Origin of the sequence: Streptomyces sp. NPDC051211 (genome assembly GCF_040689505.1) — a bacterium.
GTDB lineage: Bacteria > Actinomycetota > Actinomycetes > Streptomycetales > Streptomycetaceae > Streptomyces.
Genome location: NZ_JBFBAV010000097.1, coordinates 1 through 4,033 on the forward strand (window position 1 = coordinate 1; position 4,033 = coordinate 4,033).

The following is a 4,033-nucleotide window of genomic DNA, read 5'->3' on the forward strand; positions in this document are numbered from 1 at the left end:
TGGTCAAGGAGTACAAGGCCGAGCTGATGCACCCGTACTACGCGGCCGAACGCGGCCTCGTCGACGACGTCATCGACCCCGCCGAAACCCGCGAGGTGCTCATCCGGTCGCTGGCGATGCTCCGCAACAAGCACGCGGACCTGCCGTGCCGCAAGCACGGCAACCAGCCGCAGTAGGGAAGCAGGGCAGGCAGGGCAGACACGGAGGTACGGAGCGGCGGGCACGCCGGGCGGCGTGCGGCCGTGGGCGGGGGACGCGAACCACGGCCGCACGCCGTCGGTGCGCCCCACCGGCCGCCAAGGGGGGTGCTGCGGCAGGGCGCGGCACCACCGTGGCGCGGCAGGAAAGAGCGCGGCTGGAGCGGGGATCGTCCCCGCCCGGCCCACAGGACGGGCCGTCCGGGCACACAGGGTGTGTGCCCGGACGGCCCGTCGGCATGTCCGGGAAGGCCGGGGCTGTGTCAGGGGCTAGGTAAGTCAGGCAGGTCAGGGGGCAGGCGGGGCAGGCGGGTCAGGCGGTGCCGGTGTCCGGGACCGCCAGGTCGAGGCGGTCCACCTCGGTCTTCGCCATGACCACCGACAGTTCGGTGATGCGGTCGTCCGGGACGGTGAACATCATGACCCGGAACTCCCCCCCGACGCGGGCCACGACGCCCACCGCGCCGTTGACGAGCGCCACCTGCGCACCCTGCGCGAACTGCGCGAACGTGGCCGCCTGACGGGCCACCAGAGCGGCACCGCGCACCGCGGTCAGCGCGCCCGGTATGCCGCTGTCGGAACGGGCCACCACATCGGGGTCGAGGACTTCCAGCAGGGCCTCGAAGTTCCCGTCCCGGGCGGCCGCGAGGAAGGCGTCGACCACCTTGCGGGTGCGCGTGAGGTCCGCCGGGGGCAGGGTGTCCGCCCCCCGGACCCGCCGGCGGGCCCGGCTCGCCAGCTGCCGGGCCGCCGCCGGGGTGCGTTCCACGATCGGCGCGATGTCCTCGAAGGGCACGGCGAACAGGTCGTGCAGGACGAACGCCAGCCGCTCCGCGGGCGCCAGCTTGTCGAGTACGACGAGCATGGCCACCCCCACCGAGTCGGCGAGCAGGGCCTCCTCCTGCGGATCGGGCTGCCGGGGGCGCCCCGGGGCGCCCGCGGCCGTGTCCGTCCCGGTCGGCTCGGACGGGCGTACGTCCAGGGGCTCCTCACGCCGGGAGGTGCGCGAGCGCAGCATGTCCAGGCACACCCGGCCCACCACGGTGGTCAGCCAGCCGGCCAGGTTGTCGATGTCCTCGGCGTCGGAGCGGCTGAGGCGGAGCCATGCCTCCTGCACGGCGTCCTCGGCCTCGCTGAGCGAGCCGAGCATCCGGTAGGCGACGGCCCGCAGACGGCTCCGTTCCTCCTCGAAGCGTTTGGCCAGCCACTCGTCCTCGTGCATGGGTTCCGTCCTCGGTTCTCGTCCGCCCGCGGGGGTGACGGACGGTCATGTGCTGTGCGACCCGGGGTGATTCTGTCAGCCTCCGCCGCTTTTACAGGGTCGGCTCCCTAGCGGGTCTTGAGTACTTCCTGAGTGGCTTTCGAGCGTGTCTTGACACCGTGATGCGATCGGGCACGCAAAGGAGGAGCTGATGTACGACAGCCACGACGCACCGCCGATCCGCCTTGCCGGGGCCGAGGAGGACGAATGGGCCGATGCACACATCGTGCGCGGCATCGATTGATCAGCGAGCGGTCCATCGGGACTCAAGGAGGAGTCGAGAGAGCCCGGGCAGGCTGCCTGGCAGCAGCCCGGCATCGCCGGCGACCGCTCTCACACACTCGATTCTGCTTAGCTGAGGAGTTACGCAATGGCTGCCCCCGACTTGGTCAAGAGCGGGACAGGAGCAGGGGCCGGCTACAAGGCCGGCGCCGTCCTGGCCTTTGTCTGCCTGGCCCAGTTCATGGTCTTCCTCGACGTGTCGATCGTGAACCTGGCGCTTCCGTCCATTCAGGACGGTCTGGGCATGTCCGATGTCAGTCTGGAATACGTCGTCACGGCTTATGCGACCGTGCTCGGCGGATTCCTTCTGCTGGGAGGCCGGCTGGCCGACCGCTACGGACGCCGCAGGCTTCTGCAGACGGGCCTGACGATCTTCGCCCTGGCCTCGCTGATGGCGGGTCTGGCGGACAGCGGGAACTGGCTGATCGCCTCTCGTGCGGTGCAGGGCTTCGGTTCGGCGTTGATCGCTCCGGCGGCGCTGTCGATCCTCACCAACACCTTCCCCGAGGGTCCGGAGCGCAACAAGGCGCTGGGTCTGTGGGGTTCGCTGTCCGGTATCGCCTCGATCGTGGGCGTCATCCTCGGTGGTGTGCTCGCGGACAGCGTCGGCTGGGAGTACATCTTCTGGATCAACGTGCCGATCGGTCTGACCGCGGCGCTGCTCGCCCCGAAGATCGTCCCCGACAGCAAGGCCGAGGGCCCGCGCACCCGGTTCGACTTCTTCGGTGCGGCGACCCTCACCGGCGCCCTGCTGCTGCTGATCTTCACCCTCGGTGAGGCCACGCACGTGGGCTGGGGCTCCGAGCGCACGCTGGGCAGCCTGGCCGGTGTGGTGGCGCTGATCGCCGCCTTCCTCGTGATCGAGACCAAGGTCGAGGCGCCGGTGATGCCGCTGCGCGTCTTCAAGCTGAAGTCGGTGAGCACCGCGAACATCGCCGCCGTCGCGGTCTTCGGTGCCTTCGCCGCCCTGTTCTTCTTCGCCAGCATCTTCATGCAGCAGGTGTACGGGTACTCGCCGCTGAAGGCCGGGTTCGCGTACGTGCCGCTGGCCGTCAGCGTCGCGGTCGGTGCCGGCGTGGCCTCCGGCCTGATCGCCAAGGTCGCCGCCCGGATCGTGCTCATCATCGGTCTGGCCACCACCATCGCCGGTCTGCTGCTCCTGTACCGCGCCCCGTCCGGCGGTTCGTACGCGGTGGACCTGCTGCCCGGGTTCATCCTGCTCGGCCTCGGCTGCGGCATGTGCTTCGTGACCCTGCAGATCGCCGCGTTCGCCGGGATCGGCGACGAGGAGGCCGGCGTGGCCGCCGGTCTCATCAACACCAGCCAGGAGGCGGGCGGTGCCCTCGGCCTCGCCGTCATCGTGACCATCGCCTACAACGGCCTCGCCGACAAGCTGACCGCGGCGGGCGGGGACGTGGCCAAGGTGGTGGAGGTCCAGGAGAACGCGAACCACAACGCGTTCCTGGCCGCGGCCTGCTTCGCGGGCCTGGCACTGCTCATCGCGGCCTTCGCCTTCCCGAAGGCCAAGCCCGTCCAGGCCGCTCCTCCGGCGGCCGGGGGCACCGGAACCCCGGTTCCGGCCGCCGAGTCCGTCACCACCGGCTGACGCCGGCCGCATAGAACCCCCGGGGAGGGCAGTTCCCTCCCGGCGGCGCCCCCGGAGCACCTCCGGCGGGCGCCGCGCCCCCGCCCGGAGCCTGTCCACCGCGTACAGCAGAAGGAAGAACTCGTGTCGCAGCAGTCCACCGCCCGCGCCGCGGCGCTCGCCGTGTCGGCCCAGGTCGACGCCTTCCTGACGGATCCGCAGATCGCCACGCTCACCACGCTCCGGCCCGACGGTTCGCCGCACGTGGCGCCCGTGCGGTTCACCTGGGACCGGGAGGCCGGGCTGGCCCGGGTCATGACGGTGGCCACCTCGCGCAAGGCCCGGAACCTGCTCGCGACGCCGGGCAGCCGGGCCGTGCTCTGCCAGGTGTCCGGGTTCAGCTGGGTGACCCTGGAGGGCACCGCCCGGGTCGTCGAGGAGCCGGGCCGGGTGCAGGACGGTGCGCGGCGCTATGCCAAGCGGTACTGGTCGGCCCCGCCGAACCCGCCCGGCCGGGTGGTCATCGAGATCGAGATCGACCGGGTGACCAGCCTCAACGTCTGAGTCTCAGCACGCACGTCTTGAGTCTCCGCAGTGAACAGGCCCGCGGTGGTGCCGGGAGGGGAACTCCCGGCACCCGGGGTGCTGGGCGTGGGTGCGGAGCCAGCTCTCGCAGGCCACGGTGGTCACGATCGGCTGGAGGTGGTG

4 protein-coding genes are annotated in these 4,033 nt (G+C 71.2%); 3 read left to right on the plus strand and 1 reads right to left on the minus strand.

The genetic code is table 11. The features are described from left to right. Positions 1–176: carboxyl transferase domain-containing protein (locus AB0447_RS36360; RefSeq protein ID WP_366481243.1), on the plus strand; the 176-nt coding region annotated here is incomplete at its 5' end. Positions 177–510: 334 nt separating this feature from the next. Here the strand turns inward: AB0447_RS36360 and AB0447_RS36365 are convergent. Continuing rightward, entirely contained in the window at positions 511–1,419 is a 909-nt protein-coding gene (locus tag AB0447_RS36365; protein ID WP_366481240.1) for a sigma-70 family RNA polymerase sigma factor, read from the minus strand. Positions 1,420–1,828: 409 nt separating this feature from the next. Here AB0447_RS36365 and AB0447_RS36370 point away from each other — a divergent pair, with 409 nt between their 5' ends. Both AB0447_RS36370 and AB0447_RS36375 read left to right on the plus strand, forming a co-directional pair. Continuing rightward, the gene (locus AB0447_RS36370) at positions 1,829–3,346 is read left to right on the plus strand and encodes an MFS transporter (protein ID WP_366481241.1); all 1,518 of its coding nucleotides are present in this window, start codon (positions 1,829–1,831) and stop codon (positions 3,344–3,346) included. A gap of 123 nt (positions 3,347–3,469) precedes the next feature. Next, complete coding sequence (locus tag AB0447_RS36375) at positions 3,470–3,889, plus strand: PPOX class F420-dependent oxidoreductase (protein ID WP_366481242.1); 420 nt, start codon at positions 3,470–3,472, stop codon at positions 3,887–3,889. Positions 3,890–4,033 lie beyond the last annotated feature (144 nt).

Bases quoted from the DNA above. Each gene is read 5' to 3' on its own strand.
- AB0447_RS36365 (WP_366481240.1), bottom strand. From the start codon at position 1,419: ATGCACGAGGACGAGTGGCTGGCCAAACGCTTCGAGGAGGAACGGAGC.
- AB0447_RS36370 (WP_366481241.1), top strand. From the start codon at position 1,829: ATGGCTGCCCCCGACTTGGTCAAGAGCGGGACAGGAGCAGGGGCCGGC.